An 18293-nucleotide genomic window follows, 5' to 3' on the forward strand; every position below is an offset into this window, starting at 1 on the left:
TTTATTTTGCAAGAAGTCTTACAAATTTTGAAATCCTAGATATAACTTTGCCTAAATACTGCTTTGATAAAGTATGATTTACTGATACAATTTTAAGATAATTTGCGCGATATACATATGATGTGCTAGTTATATGATCAAATATATATTTATTTCTGTCAGCTTTCTCATTTTGGTATTTTGGAATCTCATCTATGTCAGAGGAAGGTTTTATGTAATGATTCTGATGCAATACAATATGTTGATCAATAAATTTCACCTTCATCCCTTTTAGTTTTATTCTATAAATAAGATCATCATCATCGAAACCGTAGCCTAATGCATAACGTGGATCAAAACCACCTAGATCAACCAAATCCTTTGCCATTATTGCTGAACAAAAATGGTACGCAACAGGTCTGTATTTAGAGTGATTATACCAGCCTAAACCTCCGTCTATCAAAACTGTGTGTGAGGATTTTTCAATAATTCTATTTATATTGTCTTTATTAAAGAATAGCTCTTCAGAATCGGTATTTTCTTCGTCAAGCGAAAAACAACCAAAGCTCAAATAATGATTTTCTGATAAATTCTTGTCAACAAATTCTAAAATATTACCATAATGATAACACTCCGGGTTCTGCAGAATTATCTTATCCCCATGAGCCATTTCAAACCCAATATTAAAAGGAATGCATGGATTTGTATACCATTTATTCTCAGGCTCAATTCTGCATATACGTAAAAACGGATATATGTTTAATAGATCTTCCAGTCTTTCCTCTTCACAACTACCATCATCCACGACAACCATCTCAAAATCTATTTTTCCAAAATTATTTTTAAGGCTATCTAAAGTTCTGACTAAAAGCTTTTTCCTGTTATAATATGCGGTAACTATTGATATCATAAATATTGTATAAGCTATTATTTTCTGTCATCCACTGCCTTTGTTCTTCCAGCATACTGCGATAACTCGGAACCTGAAACTCAAATGTTTTGGATTTCTGTAATGATTTATCAATTTTTTTTCCTTCGTATGGCAAAATGATAGTTTGATCTTTTTTCCAAACTTCTTTAAATAAATTAATCAGATTAAATTTATTTATTGCAATACCGTTGGTAAGATGAACTAAGCCTTTTGCAGGATTTTCAATTGCATACTCGATCGCCTTTGCAAGTTCTAATGTTGTCACGCCGCTCCAATATGCAGATGTATAGCCGTTTATTTCGCCTGTTTGATTCATGAACCAGTGAAACAACCCTATTCCGTTTTGGTTTAATTCAGGTCCTATTATCGAAGTTCTAATCGTAAGATCTTTGTCGTTTATGATTTCTCCAAGAGCTTTGGATTGAGCATAAAACCCTTCACCATCTTTAAAATCATTTTCGGCATAGTTTCCTTTTTTGCCGTTGAAAACACAATCTGTGCTAATATGTATAATCTTGGTTTTTAAATCTTTAGTAATTTCTTCCAAAAAATGAGGAAAATAGCTATTGAACCAAATTGCTTTTGAAGGATGATCTTCTGCATCTTTATTTAAAATTCCGATACAATTGATTACTGTATCAAAATTATGATTAATTACTATTTCCTTAAGTTTATCTGTATTTGAAACATCAAGAGATATCTCACGATCATTTTCAGTAATATTTCTTGCAATTCCAAAAACATGATAATTTTTATTTTTAGAAAGATATCTAAAAATGACATGCCCTGCCATTCCTCTAATTCCTATAATGAGTATTTTTTTCATTTCTTATTCCATATTACTTTATCAACAATTGCAGAATAACTTTGTATTGCTTTAATAACTCTATCTGAAGTATTGCTCACTTCATACTCAAACGGTAAACTTATCTCTGAATTAAATAATCCTTTTGAAATTTCGATGGCATTCAGCATTTGATCTTTAGAAATCCCACCTAAAACAATTGTTCCTGCGTCGATAGCTTCGGGTCTTTCTGTACTTGTTCTTATACTTATGGCAGGAAAGCCCATCATGGCAGATTCTTCACTTATCGTTCCACTATCTGATAAAACAATGAATGACTTGCTTTGTAGTTTCACATAATCAAAAAAACCTAAAGGAGCTACATTCTGAATCAATGGGTGAAACTGAATATTATTTTTTTCTATTTTGTTTTTTGTGCGGGGGTGTGTAGAAAATATAACAGGCATCTGATATTTTTCAGCTACTGTGTTGATTGAGTCTATCAGTATTTCAAAATTATTTTCTAAATCGATATTTTCTTCTCTGTGAGCACTTACAACGATAAAATTATTTTCCCTTAAAGACAAACGTTTAATAACGTCGCTGTTTTCAATTTTATTTTCATATTTATTTAAAACTTCTCTTAATGGAGAGCCAGTAACAAAAACATGATCCTTCCGAAAACCTTCACTCAGCAAATAGCGCCTGCTATTCTCCGTATAAGTAAGATTAATATCGCTGATATGATCTGAAATTTTTCTGTTGATCTCCTCCGGAACATTTTGATCAAAACACCTGTTTCCGGCTTCCATATGAAAAATTGGAATTTTAAGTCTTTTTGCGGCAATTGTACTCAATACACTGTTGGTATCTCCTAAAACCAATAAGGCATCGGGTTTTTCTTTTAACAGAATTTCATATGATTTCGAGATTACATTTCCTATAGTCTGTCCCAAATGTTCACCTGCGACATTTAGAAAATAATCCGGTTTGCGTAATTCTAGATCTTCAAAAAAGATTTCATTCAACTCATAGTCATAATTTTGACCGGTATGTATTAATATATGCTCAAAATATTGATCACATTTTTTTATACATTCGGTTAATCGTATGATTTCTGGTCTTGTACCTAAGATGGTAACAACTTTTAGTTTTTTCATTTCTATTCTTTTTCCCATTTTGGAATCAAAATCATCCGTCTTTTACTATTGAAATAAATCTAATTTTTTCAATAATTTTTTTACTCCTTCAACATCCTCTCTTATCGTATTGTGAGAATTATAATCTTCTATTGTGGACTCAATTTTGTTTCCCTCTGAAAAATACTTAGCATAGTTCAAATCACGATTATCAGCAGGAATTCTATAAAACTCACCCATATCTTCAGCATTCATCATTTCTTCACGAGTACAAAGCGTTTCATATAATTTTTCACCATGTCTTGTTCCTATAATTTTGATTTTGTTATCAGCATTCTTCAATTCTAAAACAGCTTTTGCTAAATTATCAATTGTAGTAGCAGGAGCTTTATTAACAAATAAATCACCGGGATTTCCATGCTCAAATGCAAACAATACTAATTCTACAGCTTCATCCAACGACATCAGAAAACGGGTCATATTAGGATCTGTAATGGTAATATCTTCATTATTTTCTATCTGCTTTAAAAACAATGGAATTACCGATCCACGTGATGCCATTACATTTCCATAGCGCGTTAAACAAACTACCGTATTTTTTAAATTTCTAGCTTCCGCCACCGCTACTTTTTCCATCATTGCTTTGGAAATCCCCATTGCGTTGATAGGATAAGCCGCCTTATCTGTAGAAAGACAAATAACTTTCTGTACACTGTTTGAAGCTGCAGCACGGATAACATTCTGTGTACCTTCTACATTTGTTTTTACGGCTTGCATTGGGAAAAATTCACATGACGGAACCTGTTTTAAAGCTGCAGCGTGGAAAACATAATCTACATCATTCATTGCATAATCTACACTGTTGTAATCTCGCACATCTCCAATAAAATATTTTATTTTATCATTCTTATAGAAATTACGCATATCATCCTGCTTTTTCTCATCTCTAGAAAAAATCCGAATTTCTTTGAAATAGTCTGTATCTAAAAATCGATTTAATACGGCAGTTCCAAAGGATCCGGTTCCACCAGTAATCAAGAGTGTTTTATTTTGAATTTTCATTATTCTAGTATGGAAATTAATTCATAATTTATTTGAAACTTTAGCGACCGAATTGTTAATGTTTTTTACAAAGATAAATAGATAAATATAACAAAATAGCTTCAGTTTTTAGAAATGAAGCCATTACAGAGTTTTGATTTTCGTCTTTTATTTTATCTTTCTATACAACTATTACAAATCATTTTAAAGTTAAGTAAATTATTAACATCTACGCTAAATTTTAAAACTACATTTCTTTTATCATATTAATATGAATCGATTACAAATCTTTTATAACCCAACAAGCAATATATTTGAAAATGGATAATATTATTTAACAAATACACTTTTTACTACTGCCTCGATTCGGCTTCTTTCATCATCCGAAAGATTTGATCCGGAAGGAAGGCATAATCCATTTTCGAATAAAGTTTCAGCTATTTTTCCACCATAATATGGATCTTCAGCAAATACAGGTTGCATGTGCATTGGTTTCCATAATGGTCTCGACTCTATATTATCATCCATAAATGCTAATCTTAAATCTTCTCTTGTTTTACCTGTTTTTTCAGAATCTACAATAATTGCTGAAAGCCAGTGATTGGAATAATAATCTTCAGTCGGCTCAGAAAAAACTTCCACACCTTCAATATCTTTGAAAAGATTGATGTAAAAATCATGCATTTCTCTACGTGCATTTACTCTGTCGTTCAAAACCTCCATTTGTCCGCGACCGATACCTGCAACAATATTACTCATACGATAATTATATCCAATATGAGAATGTTGATAATGCGGAGCATTATCTCTGGCTTGAGTTGAAAGAAATACCGCTTTATCCTTATCTTCCTGATTATGACAAACTAAAGCTCCACCACCGGAAGTTGTAATAATTTTGTTTCCGTTGAAAGATAAAATTCCGAAACGTCCGAATGTTCCGCAAGCTCTTCCTTTATATGTTGAACCTAATGCTTCAGCAGCGTCTTCAATTACAGGAATTTGATATTTTTCTGCAATCTTTATTATTTCATCCATTTTGGCAGGCATTCCGTACAAGTGAACTACAATGATTGCCTTTGGCTTTTTACCTTTCGATATTCTGTCTTCAATTGCTTCTTCCAAAGCAACCGGACACATATTCCAGGTTTCTTTTTCAGAATCAATAAAAACCGGTGTTGCGCCACAATAAGCAATAGGATTGGCAGAAGCTGAAAACGTCATCGACTGACAAATTACCTCATCACCATATTTTACATCACATTCTATTAATGCTAAATGTAAGGCCGCCGTACCAGCGGAAAGAACGGCTATTTTTACATCAGCATTTAAAAACGTTTCCAGATCTTTTTCAAATCCATCAACGTTTGGTCCCAAAGGTGCCACCCAATTTGCATCAAAAGCTTCGTGTATATATTTTAGTTCGTTGCCTCCCATGTGTGGCGAAGAAAGCCATATTTTATCTTGCATATTCTTATTGGATTTAGTTTATATAATATTTTTTATTTTAATAATTCTTCCGGGATTACCGACTACGGTTGCACCATCCGGAATGTCTTTTAAAACTACAGATCCCGCACCAATTGTACACCATTTGCCTATTTTTACATCTTGAATTATAGTTGCTGCGATTCCGACATGAGTCCCTTCCATAATATGTACATGCCCGGCTAAGGATACATTTGGAGAAATATGTACAAAATCTTCAATAATACAATCATGATCAATTGATGCATTTGTATTAATAATACAGTGCTTCCCTATTTCAACTTCAGAATTAATAGTAACGCCGGCCATTATTACCGTTCCTTCATTTATTTCTGCTCTTTTTGAAATAACTGATTTAGGGTGGAACAATTTTTTATATTTAAAATTCCGATTATCAAAAACAATATTCTTTCTAATTAAATTGTTTCCTATTGAAATAACCGCATCAATGCTTTTATTTGGAATCTCATGAATAACAGGATAATTTAGCATTTTCTCTTTTGACAAATCGTCGTCTATAAAAGCGTGTATGCTTATATTATTTTCTTCTGCAATTTCTGCAATTACTTTTCCGTGACCGCTTGCTCCGTACAAATACATTTCAGATCTTTAATTATTTCCGTTAAAAGGTTCAATTGTCACTTGCCCTTGCTGTGAGATTCCCTCACTTTTAAACACTTTCTTGAAGGTGGTAAAAAAAACTTTCAGATCTGTCACAAATGAAATATTATCTATATACCAAACATCTAATTCAAACTTTTTTGTCCATGAAATAGCATTTCGTCCATTTACCTGTGCCCAGCCGGTAATTCCCGGTCGGACTTCATGACGCCTTTTTTGAATTTCGCTATACAAAGATAAGTATTGTGGCAATAAAGGACGCGGACCAATCAAAGACATATCTCCTTTTAGCACATTAATAAGCTGCGGCAATTCGTCCAATGATGTTTTTCTTACGAAAGCACCGATCGGCGTAAGTCTTTCAGCATCAGAAAGTAAACTTCCCTGAGCGTCTTTTTTGTCATTCATTGTTTTGAACTTGATGATGCTGAAGATTTTTTCGTTTTTTCCAGGTCTTCTTTGAAAAAAGAAAGGTTTGCCATTATTTGCAAAATATAATCCGATAGTTACAATGATAAAAACAGGACTTAAAATTAATAATGCAAAAAGTGCTACGACAAAATCAATTAATCTTTTTATATAATTTTTGTACATCTTATATTTTTGATCATTATTGAATGATTTGCTCAATCGATTTTAAATATTTATTTGCGAGTATTTCACGATCAAAATTTATTTTAGCAAATTCATAACCGTTATTACCTTCTTCTATTAATCTATTAGGATCTGTAAGATATGCTCTAATAATTCTATTATATTCTTCAGCATTTTCAGGCTCAACAAATGATCCTGCTTTTGCATCTTCGACAAGTTTACGCGAAACTCCATCAATAGCCATCAATATTGGCTTTTTACATGAAAAGTAATCAAAAGATTTATTTGAATATACCGTTTTAAAAGTGTCAACTTTCTTCAAAACTGAAGCTCCCATTTCTGAAGCTAAAATATATTTGAAAACCTCTTTCTTTGGAACCGGATCTAAAAATCGCACATTTTTCACTTGCATTTTTTCAGCTTTTTCTTGAAGACGCTGTTTTTCCATTCCTTGCCCTATCAGCAAAAATAAAACATTGGTATCTTCTAATTTTTTTCCTGCTTCCAAAATTTGTTCAAGGTGATTGGCGACTCCATGCGCACCAACATAAGTGATGACAAAATTGTTTTCTAAATCATGATTTCGTCGGAATTCGTTCCTATCAAAATTTGTCAAGATTTCGTCGGATAGCGAAAAATCTGCTGCATTAGGAATCATGATTAATTTATTTTCATCGATCCCTTTTTTATTTTTCAAGGTTTGATAGAATGCAGGTGTTAATACATTGATTAATTTAGATTTCTTATAGATGAATTTTTCAACAGCAAAAGCAAGTTTAATGATCCATTTATTTGTCAAAACACCTGTATCTATAGCAGATTCCGGCCATAGATCTCTTATCTCAAAAACCATAGGAATTCTTTTAACAAAAGAAATCATGTAGCCAGAGATTCCTACAAATAAAGGAGGAGAAGTCACAATTACTGAGTCGTATTTGCCTTCTATTTTAAACAATCCTGCCCAAAGTGAGGAAAACATAAAAGAAAAATACCCCCAAAGACGCCCCAAAAATCCGTTGTTATAGGATTCAGAAACGTGTGTCCGGTGAATGGTTACTCCACCTTGCTTCTTTTTTACAAAATATTTCCCTTTGTATTCATCTCTTTTTTCAAGTCCATTAGCGTGCATCATCCCGGCTATGACTGTTACGTCATGACCTTTTTCAGTCCATACTTTTGTCATTTCGTTCCACCGCGAACCGCCAGGATCATCTTCTTCGAGGAAATATTGATGGAGAAGTAGTATTTTCATTTTTTGAAAGTATTTTTTTATTTTGGCTTTTGAAAAGGAGATAGAAGAATATGATATCCATAAAAGATACTCCCCACAGAATTCCATACTGGAATGAGCTGTAGATTAATATTGGAATTAAAAAAATAAGATTATTTTTTTTCATGAATGATAGTATATAAATCCATAATAGAATAAAAAATATAATTCCAAGATTTGCTAAACTTTGTAAATATGAATTATGAGCATGATAAACGGAATCTCCTACTTTGCCCCACATTTTATGTATATTATTTCCTAATAATAAATTATTTTTTATAAAATCAAAAAAATACGGAAAAATCATATCCCGGCCAGATAAATCTCCTTCTTTTCCCCTTAAGAACTGATTCATAATAGCATCTGAATTAGCTCCTATGTAATAAGTCAGAATTATTAACAAGGTTGCCAGTATAATTTTATAACCAAGTTTTACTTTCTGTAAATGACTAATTCCATATATACCTAAAAATATGATAGATCCAACAATAGCTGTTCTATTAAAAGTAATATATAGCCCCACTAAAAGAAGTGCTATTATTAAAAATTTATACTTTTTTATTTTTAAGTAAAACACTAAAATAATTCCTATAAATACTTTATAGGCAAGTATACTTACAGCTTGAGACAGACCATAAACTCTGTTATAATATAGTAGTTGAGATTCTCCAAACTCTGTTTCTCCTGTTACAGAAGGCTTTATAATGTAAGCTTGTTTTAAAACAAAATATTCTATGATACCTATTAAAATTTCACAACAGATTATGTATAAAATAAAATGCATTACCTTATCATTTAAATGCCTTGAAAAAAATATAGTTGTTAGTAGAAATATTGTATAGGGAATAAAATCATTCGCTGACCTACTAGCAACATTTGAAATTGGAGAGGTTGCAAAATAGATTATAGCTGTAAGAAAAACAAAAATAAACAAAATAAAATCTTGTTTGTACAAGTTTCTCTTCTTGATATCTACCAATAGAAATGCACCTCCAATAGCAGAAATGATTATATACATTATCGACTGGGGTAAAACTATTAATGTTGGACTATAAATTAATAGTGCTAATAAAAAATTTAACCTGTCATTCTTCATCAAAAAAACTTATTTTCAGATTTTAATTTTAAATATTTATCAATATTTCTTTTACTGAATACTACTGCAGGTGCACCACCAGCAATTGCATATTTTGGAATATCTTTAACAACAACACTACCTGCTTGGATAATAGCACCTTCACCAATTGTTACGCCTCCTAAAACAATAACGTCCAGTCCTACCCATACATTTTCTTCTATTGTTACATTTTTCGTAATTGTAGTTTCATCGTACGGGATCTTTTCTCCATCATAATTATGGTAAGTAGTCATAATTTTTAGATTTTCTGCAGAATGAAAATTATCTCCAAAGGTAACAATACCATTCCCGAAAATCTTACATCCGTTGAAATGTGTATTGTTTCCAAAAATCGTATTCTTTGAAAATTTACAGTAATTGTTTACATGTACATTTAAAACATCTCTATTTTTTGACGAAAAATAGGCTAAATATCTAAAGAATTTTTTTTTAAGCTTTCGTAATACTTTCATTACTTTTATTTTTATAAATTACTACTAACAAGTACATAAATAATGAGGATATAAGGGTTGCTAATGCACACGCATATAAGCCTATTATAGGAATAAATACTAAATTTAGTATTATGGTTATTAAAGCTGCTCCTAATGTAATAAAAGATAACTTTTTAGTTTTTTTATTATAAAAATAAAAATTAGCTTCAAATTTATACATCGAATTGAAAATATACGCTACAGAAACTATAATTATTAGAGATAAATCAACATTATATTTGCCAAATATAGAAGTATATTTTAATGCTAAACTCACTCCTCCAATGACAAATATGCTGAATAATATTATTCCTACATAAGTAATAGATCTGATTTTGTTTATTTTATGATATTGTTCGTTCTTCATTAAACTAAAAAAAGTTGGGACCCATGCTAAGTTAAAACTTGTATAAAGAAAGTTCACTAGCATACCTAATTGATAGGCTACAGCATAATTTCCTAAATCTTTTTCAGTAAGAAAGTAAAGAATAAAAAAACGATCTCCAATATTCATAATATACCCCGAAATCATATGCAAAATTAAAGGAGAACTATAAATAATAGCTTTTTTTAGAAAAATCTTATCTAACTTGTGAAAATATCCACTTCGATAAAAAAAAATCAATGCTAAAATTCCTACTAAAAAAGCAGCTGTTACATTGGGGTATACTCTATATGTCCAATCAAATGAAGAAAGGAGAGAATATAAAAAAGCTAAAAAAGCTAAATCAAGAATAATATTAAGAATCCTAAAAATCAAATATAATTTAGGCTTTTTTTCCACCCTAAAAATACTTAAAAGCGCTTCGGTTATTTGATTAAATAAAAAATAAACTACGCATAGTATAGTAATGTAAAAATATTCAGGTTTTATAAATACTGACAATATCAGTATAATAATTGATCCTATAATTGAATTGAAAAAATGTAAATAAATGATGTTTGAAACAAACACTTTAAAATCATTTTTGTCTAAATCAAAATAGAACCTAGTGATTGCTTGAACAGTACTTAAACCTAAAATAGGCGTCAATAATAGTGACAAATTTCTATAAAACTCTACTAACCCATAATCTGCAGGCTCAAGAACTTTAAGTAGAAGAGGCAAAATTAATATTGGAATTCCTGAATACAAAGCATTCGTAAAGCCATAAATAATGGACTCTTTAAATAGAGTGGACTTAGAAATTTTGTTTAATTTGTTAATCATTTCTTTATCCCCGAAATTTCTTTGGCAGAATTTGTATTTGTTTTAATATTCCTAATTTCCACTTTTGAATTAGGGTATAATGTAGAACTATTTGATATAATATAGCCACCAGCCAAATTGCTGTTTTCAATTACCAAATTATTAGCATTTACTGTAGAATGTACTACACCTGATTTGTCAAATGTACAATTCTGAACTTTAAGTTTTATATTTTTTGAACCAACTCCACCTCTATACCAAATATGCACATTTTTATTCTTTAACTCTTTAGAATCAGTAAAACCTGTCTGATAAAACTTTGAATCTATAACACTGACTGAGTTTGCATTGTATGTTCCGGCATTCATGGATAATACTCGTAAATTATGTGTGCCAGCTTTTTGAAAAATACAGTTCTTAATTATGATATTGTTATTACCACACTTCTTTGCATCATTTACTATTGCGACATTTGAGTTTGAACTTCCTAAAAAAATACAATTATCAATTGTTACATTATTGGAGTTTACAATACCTATATTATTTATTACTTTATCTACAGAAGTACTTTTAAAAGAAAGGTTTTTAATGATGATATTTTCAGAAGGTATTTTATTTCCTTTATAAAAATATTCTTTTCCTGTTTTAGAATCATAATACTTATTGCCCGGAACCAGGCCACATATATACATCAGATCTCCCCACCATCCTAGATTAACGTTTTTAATAAGAAGTGTCTTTTCCTTACTTTCTCCTCTAATTGATAAATTACTTCCATAAACAATAATAGTTTTTGAAATTTTATATTGCCCGTTGGGAATAAAAATTTGGTTAACGTTTTTATTTTTGTAGGCATAATCTAAAGCTTTTTGAAAGCTATTCCAGTCATCGCTTACTCCATCGCCTTTAGCACCAAAGTTTTTCACGTTGATTTCTGTGGCATTTAAAGTAATTGAAATTATAAATAATATCAGTGTTACAAGTTTCATACTTTTATTAAACTACTTAATAGCTCGTGTTTTTTATTAAAGATTATATATTCGGCCTGCTTTACTTTTTCATAGTTTTTATTATTCAAATCATCAATAACAATATTTACACCAGAAAAATATGCCTGAAGTAAAACGGATGAATATAAAGAAATGACGTTCTCAGTAGAGCCAAATGAATTTTCAAGACTTGTTTCCCTTGAATTCTCGATGTTAAACCCATTGAAAATCTCTTGGATTTGCTTGATTGAAGAATATCTAGGATGAAAACGTATATTTAAGTATTGCAAGTCTGCCAAAAGAAGCATAGTTTCTTTGATCTTATATAAAGTTTCTTCATCTTCGGCAGCTAAATAATAGGTATATAGAAACTTTTTATTTACACTATTATCTACTTTTAATTTCAGTGAAGGATAAGTTCCTACAATAAACTGATTGGGTTCTGCTTTTAATTTGACAAATAGATTTTTATAGAATTCGTCCCATATATAAAACCTACTAAACTGAAAAAAACTATCCCGTATATAAAACAATTTCTCCCCATGCATGATATTAATTTGTTCTATATCATTGCGCTCGCAATAAGCGGTTGCAATGGAAGAAGTAAAAGAATATTCTGCACTGCTGATAATCGCATCTGGATCGAAATTATTAATTATATACCTATAAAACAAAATTTTGTAAATGCACTTCGATAAGAAATAAGGTGCGAAAAAGTATTTGTAAATCAATTTAGATATAAATCTTAAATCATCAAAATTAATTGACAACCCTGATTGAAAGTTGATTGAATGAACATCAAATTCATCCAATATCTCTTGTGGCAGGGCGTCGTGATAGTTTAAATTTTTATACGGAAAAACGGCTGTTTTTTTTGTATTTAATTTTTTGACCTTTTTTTTATAATTAAAAGACGCTTGGAGAAATATAACAGGTAATAAAAAAAAACTAATTATATTATTTAAAATTCTTTTGCTTAGAGGAAGAAGATTAAACTGTATTGTGAATTGAAAGTACGATCTTTCGCATAAGTTACCAGGAATTGGGTAATTATTTAAAAGTTTTTCTTGATCAACTCTACTTAAACTAAATAAGTTAACATTATTACTAAGTAATTTATTAAACTTCTTTTTTAAATTCATTTTTTATTTAATAAAAATTCAGCATATTCGAAGTCTTCCAAAGAATCAATATCAACGGAATTCTTTCGGTTCATAATGTAAGCAAAGGATTTTTCGGTTTGATAGATTTCTTGGTCGATTAATTCTCTTTTAAAGATATATATCGACCCATTAGGAAAATAAGAAGTTCTTTCTGCTTGTCGATTGTTTAGGGTTGTTTCGAAAATATCTTCAAATTTACCGTTTTTGTCTATGTATTTATGCCATTTGATAGGATGGTGTTCTGCACAATAACTGATAATAGAATCTGCATTTTTTTCTCTGAACATTTTAATCGCAATATCAATATCTTCAGCAGTTCGTAACGGACTTGTGGGTTGCAAGACCATAAATTCATTAATTTTTATCTGTTCTTCATTTTCCAATCTATCCAGTGTGTATTTGAATGCGTCGATTGCCCTGGCTTCGTCCCCTGCTAAATGTTCTGGACGCATAAAGGGTAGCTCAGCCCCATATTCTACAGCTACTTTTGCGATAGCTTCGTCGTCTGTACTGATGATAATTCGGGTAATAAACTCCGATTTTTTCGCAGCTTCGATTGTGTAGGAAATTAAAGGTTTCCCATTTAATTCTTTAATGTTTTTTCCGGGCAATCCTTTAGAACCTCCTCTTGCTGGAATAATTGCTAGCATCGTTACAATTTTAAATGTTTTATATCTTCCTGCGCTTTTTTGAAATCCTCATGTTTACCGATGTCCAGCCAATAGCCGTTAATTGGGAAAGTTACCAATTTTAGATCCATCGCCAACATTTTGTCCATTAAATCCGTGATGTCAAAAAAAGTATCCTTGGGAATCATTTCCAATAATTTTTTATTGAGAATATAAATTCCAGCGTTGGAATAATAGGTATATCTTGGTTTTTCTTTTAATGATTTTACTGTTTGCTGGTCATCCGCTTCTAGTACGGCATATGGTACATCAACATGATAACTCGTAGCTGCCACAGCCATGTCTGCACCCGAATTTTTGTAAGTTTTATAAAAATCAGCAAAATCAATATTGGTCAAGATGTCACTGTTCATCACAATGATATCTTCGTATTCAAACTCATCACAAAGATGGATAGATCCGATGGTTCCCAGTGGTTTGGTTTCTTTCGCGTAAGCAATTTTCACTCCTTTTTCTTCTCCATCTTTAAAATAATCTACCAATTGCTCTCCCAAATAATTGATGCTGATGGTTATTTTTTTAATCCCAACATTGATTAATCGGTCGATATTGTATTCGATAATCGGTTTATCACCAACTTTTAATAGTGGTTTTGGGGTTGTTTCTGTCAATGGCCGCAATCTTTTGCCTTCTCCACCCGCCATTAACAAAGCTTCTGCGGGAATTAATGCACTCTTGACTCTAAAGTTTAATACGTCGACAATCTGACGTTCCCTGTTAATAATGGGAATGATTTTAAAGTTTCTTTTTTTGAAATCTTCTAACTTTTCCTGATTGTATTCATCTTCATAAATAAATTTAGGATCTGATTGTATAAAATCTAAAATCGAATCTTCAAATCCTAAACCTTTGATGAATCCACGACGGAGATCTCCGTCTGTAATTGAACCAATTAAGAAATTTTTACTATTAACGACAAATAAAATCGCATTAGCTGCCAGTTCATTTAATTGAATGAGTGCATTTCTAACTGTTTCATTTTCATTTATTAAATGCCTGTTTATGTCATTCATTTTCTTTGGTTTTTGTAACTATCAATTCGTCTATATTGAAATCTCTACATGCCATTTGTCCTATGACATTTTCCCAATCCATTGGGGATATTCCAGTACCTGGCCTTTTGACGCCTAAGTTATTACTGGTAAAAACATCTCCTTTTTTTATATTTTCTATAGCTACAATACTTTTTCTCGCGATTGGAATATTTTTCATCTCGGAGGCTGTTGGGGTTTTCATTTTTGAACCTGTTAAAGCTATTTCAACATTTCTAATTGTTTTTACCATTTGTTGAAGTTCTACAGGCTCTAAAGATGCTTTATGGTCTGGCCCTTCCATGTTTCGGTCTATAGTAAAATGTTTTTCAATTACTTTTGCCCCAAGTGCAACTGCTGCTATTGGAATCTCGATTCCCATTGTGTGATCTGAATATCCGATATTTTCTATTCCTGTTTCTGCACGGATATGTTCCATCGCATGCAAATTAACATCTTCCATTGCGGTTGGATATTCGGTATTACAATGTAAAATTGATATGTTTTTTTTATCTGTTCCGTTATTTAGCAATACTGCTAACGCATCTTTAATTTCTTGAATATTGGCCATCCCAGTTGAAAGGATAACTTGCTTATTATATTTTGCCAAGAATTTTAAATATGGATAATTGGTCAAATCTGCTGACGAAAGTTTGAAAATATTTAAGCCGATATCAATTAAATATTCTAAGCTTTCAGTATCTGCAGCTGTAGAAAGAAACAAAATCCCGTTTGATTCAGCATAACTTTTTAGTTTTTTGAAATCCTCGAAAGGGAGTTCAAGTTTTTTTATCATTTCAAATTGAGTTTCCTCAGCTCCCGTTGTAGAAATCTGATAATCTGCCTTTTTAACATTTTTAGTTAATAAATTTTCAGTCTTCCATGTTTGAAATTTTACCGCGTCTAATCCTGCTTCAACTGCGATATCAATTAATTTTATAGCAAGTTTGTAATCACCGTTATGATTTACTCCTGCTTCTCCAATAAGAAATGTTTTACCTTGTATTAACATAAATCTAACAATTTACTTTTTATGAATTGAAGAGCCAATTCCGAAGAATTTCCTTCTCCAAATTGATACTTCATATCTTTTATTTCACTTAAATATTCAGCTGATTTTGCTTTTTCAATTCCTTGCTTTATAGAAAGAGTTGAATTGTCTGTTTGGATAATACTTGGATGCAGATAGCGTCCTTTTTGTCTATCACCGATATTTACTGTAGGCTTTTTATAGAAAGGAACTTCGAATATTCCGCTTGAGGAATTTCCAATTATAAAAGAGCAATATGATATCATGCTATGATATCTTTTCATCCCTAAGGAATTAAATAAATGCATATTTTCGTTTTGCTCAACTTGTTTGTTTATATAGTCAATTATGATTTCTCGTTCTGCTTCTAGATTTGGTGCTGTTATTACTATCTGAAAATCATAATCTAAAAGTACTTTAAATATATTTTCAATTTGTTGAAGCTGAGTATATTCACCCTTCACTGTTACCGGATGATATGTCATCATAATGGTTTCCTTATTCAAATCTAAATTTAAATCTTTGAATAAGAATTCTTTATCGATTGGCGCAACATTTTTCATTGTTTCAACAGCCAAAGAACCAACCGTACAAATATCTTCTTTCGGAATTCCCATATTTACTAAAAATTGAGAGTAGGTATCAGCTGCCGTCAGATGAATATCTGAAGCTTGGGTCACCATATGTCTGATTTTATTGTCAATAGCGCCTTCGGTAATCTCTCCTCCTCCAAAATGAATAATTGGGACATTGAATAAAACGGATGTTTGGACGATTGGAATCAATTCAAATCTATCACCTAAAATACATGTATAATCGAATGAATATTTCTTAAAAATTTCGGCTAACTGTTCCATGCATTTTCCTGAAGATTTGGTTAAATTGTAAGGGCTATCCTCAATTTGATCCAAATAATCGAATGTATCTGTTACTTTAAATCCGGAATTATTAATTTCATCAATAGTATGACCAAATTCTTTTTTTAAATGCGTGCCTCCAACAAACAAAAATGAATTTAAGGAACCATCTTCTTGGACTTTTCTTATAAAAGAAGCCAATATTCCAAATTCAGCTCTGGTGGTTGTAAAAAGTGCAATTGTTTTTTTCACTTATTCTCTATATTTTAATAAAAGTTTTGAATCCGATTTATCTGGATTATTTTGTTCCCAGTTAAGTACTACTTCTGTATAAATTTCAGGAAAATGAACTCTTTTTCCGATTTTGAAATCTAATATATTTTTAGAAAAATTGGATTTAAATTTAAAAAGAAAATCATCTTCTGCCGAACTAGTTCCTCCTCCAAAATGAAAGTATTTACACCCTAATTCTTTAGCTGTCTCTATTGCTTTATGCAGCATCAAATTATTGGCTGCTAACTTTGAAAATTCTTTCTTTCTGCCTGAAAGGTGATAATGTGCATAGTCACCTTTGTACATCATCAGCATTGCACAGATTACTTGTCCTTCAAATTTTGCTACCAATAATTTATGATTGTCTTTCAATTTGATTTTGAAATCATCAATATATCCTCTGTCAAAAAAATAAAATTGGCTTGCTTGTACATTTTCCATTGTTTCGGTATAAATGTGAAAAAAGGCATCGTAATCGGCTTCTTCTTCCGAAACTAATACTTCTACTCCATTTTTTTGAGCTTTCCTTATCATGTTCCGATTATTTGATGAATAGGAATCTGTCCAAATTTTTTCAATAGAATTTTGTAAATCTAAACTTACAACTTTCCTGTCCATCAAAATATCCATATTACCTTCACTAAAAGTTTGATTTTTTAAAACCGGATGAAATCTTGTAAACTCAGCAATGATATTATTTTGAACACAAAACTCATTAAAGTTTAAGTAAAATAAATCAATAAATTCTTTACTTTCATTTGAAAATATTATCCCATTGTAACCATAAGCCCCTTGAATATCATAATAAGTTTTACTCAAATTGAAATGTTGTGGAACTTCATTTAATAAAAAGGGATACAAGGCTATACCCATTTCATTTTGAAAAACAAAACATCTGGCGAGCCCATCTCCGTTGGATTCATATAAACTATAATATTCCGGAGTAAAATAGATGTCTAAATTTGAGTGAGGAACTTCAGCTAAAAATTTGTTCCAAATTGAACTTTGTGAAAGATCTAGCACTTTTATCATAAAAGGTATGTTATCGGATATTTCTTTTTTCAAAATAATCTTTCTTTGTAATCCCAATTAGCAATTTATCCCAAAATTTATCTTTTCTAAAATACCACTCTCTTGCGACACCTTCTAATTTCCAACCACATTTTTCCATATATAACTTCTTGGAGCTTTCATTATACTCTATGATTGTAGTGTCAAGTCTGTTTAGCCCAAGCTCTTCAAATGCAAATTGCATGACTAAATTAACAACCTCAAATCCAATTCCTTTTCCTCTTAGATTTGGATCTCCTAAAAGCATTCCATGAACTGCATTTTTGTCCTTCCAATTAATATTTACCAGATTTGCAGTACCTATTAAACCAAAATCTGCGTGCTCTATAGCAAATCGAATGTTATCATTATCTGTAGTGATTCTTTTGAACCAATTTTCCATTACTGTTGCCGAAGATGGAGCATGCCACCCGCCAAGCCAATATTGAATTTCAGGGTTATTAGACCAAGATTGCAACAAAGGCAGATCAGCCATTTCAATGGCTCTTAATGTTATATTTTCACCTACTATATTCATAATGTAAAATTACTGTATTATTTTTTACT

The 18293-nt window shown here is 31.0% G+C and carries 19 protein-coding genes; all 19 read right to left on the reverse strand.

Annotated features, from left to right (window positions below; all coding sequences use genetic code 11):
* Nucleotide 1: 1 nt before the first annotated feature.
* The 19 genes from AC6CHK_RS15265 to AC6CHK_RS15355 all read right to left on the reverse strand — a co-directional run bounded on the left by AC6CHK_RS15265 (nt 2) and on the right by AC6CHK_RS15355 (nt 18264).
* Nucleotides 2-889 (reverse strand): glycosyltransferase family 2 protein, encoded by an 888-nt coding sequence (locus AC6CHK_RS15265; protein WP_498097584.1) that lies wholly within the window; start codon nt 887-889, stop codon nt 2-4.
* A complete protein-coding gene (locus AC6CHK_RS15270) occupies nt 861-1736 on the reverse strand; it encodes a dTDP-4-dehydrorhamnose reductase family protein (protein WP_498097586.1) in 876 nt (291 codons plus the stop codon). The genes AC6CHK_RS15265 and AC6CHK_RS15270 overlap by 29 nt, the downstream gene beginning before the upstream one ends.
* Nucleotides 1733-2854: a non-hydrolyzing UDP-N-acetylglucosamine 2-epimerase gene (gene wecB / locus AC6CHK_RS15275; protein ID WP_498097588.1), complete on the reverse strand. Its 1122-nt coding sequence runs from the start codon at nt 2852-2854 to the stop codon at nt 1733-1735. The genes AC6CHK_RS15270 and wecB overlap by 4 nt, the downstream gene beginning before the upstream one ends.
* Before the next feature lie 45 nt (nt 2855-2899).
* On the reverse strand, nt 2900-3895 hold the full coding sequence (locus AC6CHK_RS15280) for a polysaccharide biosynthesis protein (protein WP_498097590.1): 996 nt from the start codon (nt 3893-3895) through the stop codon (nt 2900-2902).
* Nucleotides 3896-4204: 309 nt separating this feature from the next.
* On the reverse strand, nt 4205-5341 hold the full coding sequence (locus tag AC6CHK_RS15285) for an aminotransferase class I/II-fold pyridoxal phosphate-dependent enzyme (RefSeq protein WP_498097592.1): 1137 nt from the start codon (nt 5339-5341) through the stop codon (nt 4205-4207).
* Between the two features lie 18 nt (nt 5342-5359).
* The gene (locus AC6CHK_RS15290) at nt 5360-5959 is read right to left on the reverse strand and encodes an acetyltransferase (RefSeq protein WP_498097594.1); all 600 of its coding nucleotides are present in this window, start codon (nt 5957-5959) and stop codon (nt 5360-5362) included.
* A 9-nt stretch (nt 5960-5968) separates the two neighbouring features.
* Nucleotides 5969-6574 carry a sugar transferase gene (locus tag AC6CHK_RS15295; protein WP_498097596.1) on the reverse strand — a complete coding sequence of 202 codons (606 nt, stop codon included), beginning with the start codon at nt 6572-6574 and terminating at the stop codon, nt 5969-5971.
* 16 nt (nt 6575-6590) lie between these two features.
* The gene (locus tag AC6CHK_RS15300) at nt 6591-7826 is read right to left on the reverse strand and encodes a glycosyltransferase family 4 protein (RefSeq protein WP_498097598.1); all 1236 of its coding nucleotides are present in this window, start codon (nt 7824-7826) and stop codon (nt 6591-6593) included.
* Nucleotides 7783-8940: an O-antigen ligase family protein gene (locus AC6CHK_RS15305; RefSeq protein ID WP_498097692.1), complete on the reverse strand. Its 1158-nt coding sequence runs from the start codon at nt 8938-8940 to the stop codon at nt 7783-7785. The genes AC6CHK_RS15300 and AC6CHK_RS15305 overlap by 44 nt, the downstream gene beginning before the upstream one ends.
* Nucleotides 8940-9434: an acyltransferase gene (locus tag AC6CHK_RS15310; RefSeq protein WP_498097600.1), complete on the reverse strand. Its 495-nt coding sequence runs from the start codon at nt 9432-9434 to the stop codon at nt 8940-8942. The genes AC6CHK_RS15305 and AC6CHK_RS15310 overlap by 1 nt, the downstream gene beginning before the upstream one ends.
* Entirely contained in the window at nt 9412-10665 is a 1254-nt protein-coding gene (locus tag AC6CHK_RS15315) for a lipopolysaccharide biosynthesis protein (protein WP_498097602.1), read from the reverse strand. Before AC6CHK_RS15315 ends, AC6CHK_RS15310 begins: the two co-directional genes overlap by 23 nt.
* Nucleotides 10662-11633, reverse strand: coding sequence for a glycosyl hydrolase family 28-related protein (locus AC6CHK_RS15320; RefSeq protein WP_498097604.1), 972 nt, complete (start codon nt 11631-11633; stop codon nt 10662-10664). The genes AC6CHK_RS15315 and AC6CHK_RS15320 overlap by 4 nt, the downstream gene beginning before the upstream one ends.
* The gene (locus AC6CHK_RS15325) at nt 11630-12775 is read right to left on the reverse strand and encodes a hypothetical protein (RefSeq protein WP_498097606.1); all 1146 of its coding nucleotides are present in this window, start codon (nt 12773-12775) and stop codon (nt 11630-11632) included. The genes AC6CHK_RS15320 and AC6CHK_RS15325 overlap by 4 nt, the downstream gene beginning before the upstream one ends.
* Entirely contained in the window at nt 12772-13446 is a 675-nt protein-coding gene (locus AC6CHK_RS15330) for an acylneuraminate cytidylyltransferase family protein (protein ID WP_498097608.1), read from the reverse strand. Before AC6CHK_RS15330 ends, AC6CHK_RS15325 begins: the two co-directional genes overlap by 4 nt.
* A gap of 2 nt (nt 13447-13448) precedes the next feature.
* Nucleotides 13449-14498, reverse strand: coding sequence for a nucleotidyltransferase family protein (locus tag AC6CHK_RS15335; RefSeq protein ID WP_498097610.1), 1050 nt, complete (start codon nt 14496-14498; stop codon nt 13449-13451).
* On the reverse strand, nt 14491-15528 hold the full coding sequence (gene neuB / locus AC6CHK_RS15340) for an N-acetylneuraminate synthase (protein ID WP_498097612.1): 1038 nt from the start codon (nt 15526-15528) through the stop codon (nt 14491-14493). The genes AC6CHK_RS15335 and neuB overlap by 8 nt, the downstream gene beginning before the upstream one ends.
* Nucleotides 15522-16655 (reverse strand): UDP-N-acetylglucosamine 2-epimerase, encoded by a 1134-nt coding sequence (gene neuC, locus AC6CHK_RS15345; protein WP_498097614.1) that lies wholly within the window; start codon nt 16653-16655, stop codon nt 15522-15524. The genes neuB and neuC overlap by 7 nt, the downstream gene beginning before the upstream one ends.
* Nucleotides 16656-17741 carry a lipid II:glycine glycyltransferase FemX gene (locus tag AC6CHK_RS15350; RefSeq protein WP_498097616.1) on the reverse strand — a complete coding sequence of 362 codons (1086 nt, stop codon included), beginning with the start codon at nt 17739-17741 and terminating at the stop codon, nt 16656-16658. It lies immediately after the preceding gene.
* Nucleotides 17719-18264, reverse strand: coding sequence for a GNAT family N-acetyltransferase (locus AC6CHK_RS15355; protein ID WP_498097618.1), 546 nt, complete (start codon nt 18262-18264; stop codon nt 17719-17721). Before AC6CHK_RS15355 ends, AC6CHK_RS15350 begins: the two co-directional genes overlap by 23 nt.
* Nucleotides 18265-18293: the final 29 nt, after the last annotated feature.

Source organism: Chryseobacterium sp. GQ58, from assembly GCF_059758895.1.

Excerpts from the sequence above, each read along its gene's own strand:
- AC6CHK_RS15265 (WP_498097584.1), bottom strand. The coding sequence starts at position 889 with ATGATATCAATAGTTACCGCATATTATAACAGGAAAAAGCTTTTAGTC.
- AC6CHK_RS15270 (WP_498097586.1), bottom strand. The coding sequence starts at position 1,736 with ATGAAAAAAATACTCATTATAGGAATTAGAGGAATGGCAGGGCATGTC.
- wecB (WP_498097588.1), bottom strand. The coding sequence starts at position 2,854 with ATGAAAAAACTAAAAGTTGTTACCATCTTAGGTACAAGACCAGAAATC.
- AC6CHK_RS15280 (WP_498097590.1), bottom strand. The coding sequence starts at position 3,895 with ATGAAAATTCAAAATAAAACACTCTTGATTACTGGTGGAACCGGATCC.
- AC6CHK_RS15285 (WP_498097592.1), bottom strand. The coding sequence starts at position 5,341 with ATGCAAGATAAAATATGGCTTTCTTCGCCACACATGGGAGGCAACGAA.
- AC6CHK_RS15290 (WP_498097594.1), bottom strand. The coding sequence starts at position 5,959 with ATGTATTTGTACGGAGCAAGCGGTCACGGAAAAGTAATTGCAGAAATT.
- AC6CHK_RS15295 (WP_498097596.1), bottom strand. The coding sequence starts at position 6,574 with ATGTACAAAAATTATATAAAAAGATTAATTGATTTTGTCGTAGCACTT.
- AC6CHK_RS15300 (WP_498097598.1), bottom strand. The coding sequence starts at position 7,826 with ATGAAAATACTACTTCTCCATCAATATTTCCTCGAAGAAGATGATCCT.
- AC6CHK_RS15305 (WP_498097692.1), bottom strand. The coding sequence starts at position 8,940 with ATGAAGAATGACAGGTTAAATTTTTTATTAGCACTATTAATTTATAGT.
- AC6CHK_RS15310 (WP_498097600.1), bottom strand. The coding sequence starts at position 9,434 with ATGAAAGTATTACGAAAGCTTAAAAAAAAATTCTTTAGATATTTAGCC.
- AC6CHK_RS15315 (WP_498097602.1), bottom strand. The coding sequence starts at position 10,665 with ATGATTAACAAATTAAACAAAATTTCTAAGTCCACTCTATTTAAAGAG.
- AC6CHK_RS15320 (WP_498097604.1), bottom strand. The coding sequence starts at position 11,633 with ATGAAACTTGTAACACTGATATTATTTATAATTTCAATTACTTTAAAT.
- AC6CHK_RS15325 (WP_498097606.1), bottom strand. The coding sequence starts at position 12,775 with ATGAATTTAAAAAAGAAGTTTAATAAATTACTTAGTAATAATGTTAAC.
- AC6CHK_RS15330 (WP_498097608.1), bottom strand. The coding sequence starts at position 13,446 with ATGCTAGCAATTATTCCAGCAAGAGGAGGTTCTAAAGGATTGCCCGGA.
- AC6CHK_RS15335 (WP_498097610.1), bottom strand. The coding sequence starts at position 14,498 with ATGAATGACATAAACAGGCATTTAATAAATGAAAATGAAACAGTTAGA.
- neuB (WP_498097612.1), bottom strand. The coding sequence starts at position 15,528 with ATGTTAATACAAGGTAAAACATTTCTTATTGGAGAAGCAGGAGTAAAT.
- AC6CHK_RS15355 (WP_498097618.1), bottom strand. The coding sequence starts at position 18,264 with ATGAATATAGTAGGTGAAAATATAACATTAAGAGCCATTGAAATGGCT.